Consider the following 1396-nt stretch of genomic DNA (forward strand, 5'->3'; position numbering starts at 1 on the left):
CTCCATGGGCTTTGGCGCAACCTCGGCAAACCGGTTCACGGGCTGGTCTTCAAGCGCCTCGTCGACGCCCACGCTGGCATAAAAGGCCAGCAGGTCGGCAATGTCGGATCGGTTGTTGGGGGAGGCGGCAGTCATGCCTGGCACATTCGTCTGCCGAGAGGCGATTTGCAACATCGGTGATTGGCGAAAGCGGCGGTGAAAGCTGATCTCCCTCCTTGAGGGGGAGATGGCCGGCAGGCCAGAGGGGGTCGCCGCGCGTAGAGCGCCAGCCTCCTCTGTCGGCGAAGGGGAGTCGCGTCCGGTCGTGCCGACCCCCTCTGTCGCCTTCGGCAACATTTCCCCCTCGAGGGGGGAGCGCGCGCCCCCGCGTCCGCTTCTCTACCCCGTTGGTATGCGCGGATCCTGCACCAGATAGAAGGTCCATCGCGGTGTGTAATCAGTCATCAGGAATTCGAACCTGGCGGTTTTCAGCGGGTCGACCTTGCCATTCCTGAACAGCAGCCGGTCATAGGGTTCGAAATCGCGATCGAAATCGGCGAAATTGCTCGACAAGATATTGTCCGGCGTCTTGTTGCGCTGGTCGAAGGAAAGCCCGTCGCCGAACACGCTCGGCCGATTCAGGATCTCCTGCAATTCGAACTGGAATTCGACCCAGGCCTGGCCGCTGTTGTTGAGCACCTCGATGCGCATATACATCATGCCGTTGGCGAATTCGCCGGCCTTGCCGAAGGCCTGGATCGGCTTTGTCGTGCGGATCGTCAGCGTCACCGGTGTTGACGAATTCAGCTCTTCGGTGATGACGAACGGATCGTCCTTCGTTCCGATGCCCGAGGCGCCGGTGATTTGGAAGCCGCCAAGCTCGTCGGAGAAGGAGTAGGCGCCTGCCGCCCAGACCTTCACTTCGTCGGCGGCAGCGTGATGCGGCGCCAGCATCAGAAGGGCCAAAAGGAGCGCCCGGCGGATCCGGCCGGGCGGGAAAAGAAAGCGCGTCGATGAAAAGCCGGCTGGCCCAGGAATGCGCATGGCGTGAAGTATGGCCGATAAGCAAGCCGTCGAACAATTAAAAACGCGCGCCTCGCAGGCAATGCCGGGCGAAAAGCAGTCTTCCAGCCTCGCAATGCGCGACTTTTTGGCCAAAACGGCATTGTCACGTATGCGCCGGTTTCCTGTCGTCAATTGATGCGCTATGCAGCGCGGGAGCCAGCAAGATACCCGAATGGGATAAGCCAGTGCGGAGGGGTTGATGAGCGACATCGAACGCGAAAGCATGGAATTCGACGTGGTTATCGTCGGCGCCGGCCCTGCCGGCCTCGCCGCAGCCATCCGCCTCAAGCAGGTCAATCCCGAGCTTTCGGTCGTCGTCCTGGAGAAGGGCGGTGAGGTCGGCGCCCATATT

At 61.5% G+C, this 1396-nt stretch carries 3 protein-coding genes and 1 pseudogene; 2 read left to right on the forward strand and 2 right to left on the reverse strand.

Features of this window, described 5'->3' with window-relative positions; translation table 11 throughout:
- Both EN750_RS41195 and EN750_RS34360 read right to left on the reverse strand, forming a co-directional pair.
- Window positions 1-135 (reverse strand): annotated as a pseudogene (locus tag EN750_RS41195) (uracil-DNA glycosylase); the annotation flags it as partial.
- A 243-nt stretch (window positions 136-378) separates the two neighbouring features.
- Entirely contained in the window at window positions 379-1023 is a 645-nt protein-coding gene (locus tag EN750_RS34360) for a hypothetical protein (RefSeq protein WP_127399279.1), read from the reverse strand.
- A gap of 10 nt (window positions 1024-1033) precedes the next feature.
- On the opposite strand from EN750_RS34360, the gene EN750_RS39740 reads away from it, so the two are divergent.
- Entirely contained in the window at window positions 1034-1180 is a 147-nt protein-coding gene (locus tag EN750_RS39740) for a hypothetical protein (protein WP_155930595.1), read from the forward strand.
- A 63-nt stretch (window positions 1181-1243) separates the two neighbouring features.
- Window positions 1244-1396, forward strand: a 153-nt coding sequence (locus EN750_RS34365) for an FAD-dependent oxidoreductase (RefSeq protein ID WP_127399280.1), incomplete at its 3' end; no start/stop codon positions are given.

The sequence above is a fragment of the Mesorhizobium sp. M7A.F.Ca.ET.027.03.2.1 genome (assembly GCF_003999175.1).
Lineage (GTDB): Bacteria > Pseudomonadota > Alphaproteobacteria > Rhizobiales > Rhizobiaceae > Mesorhizobium.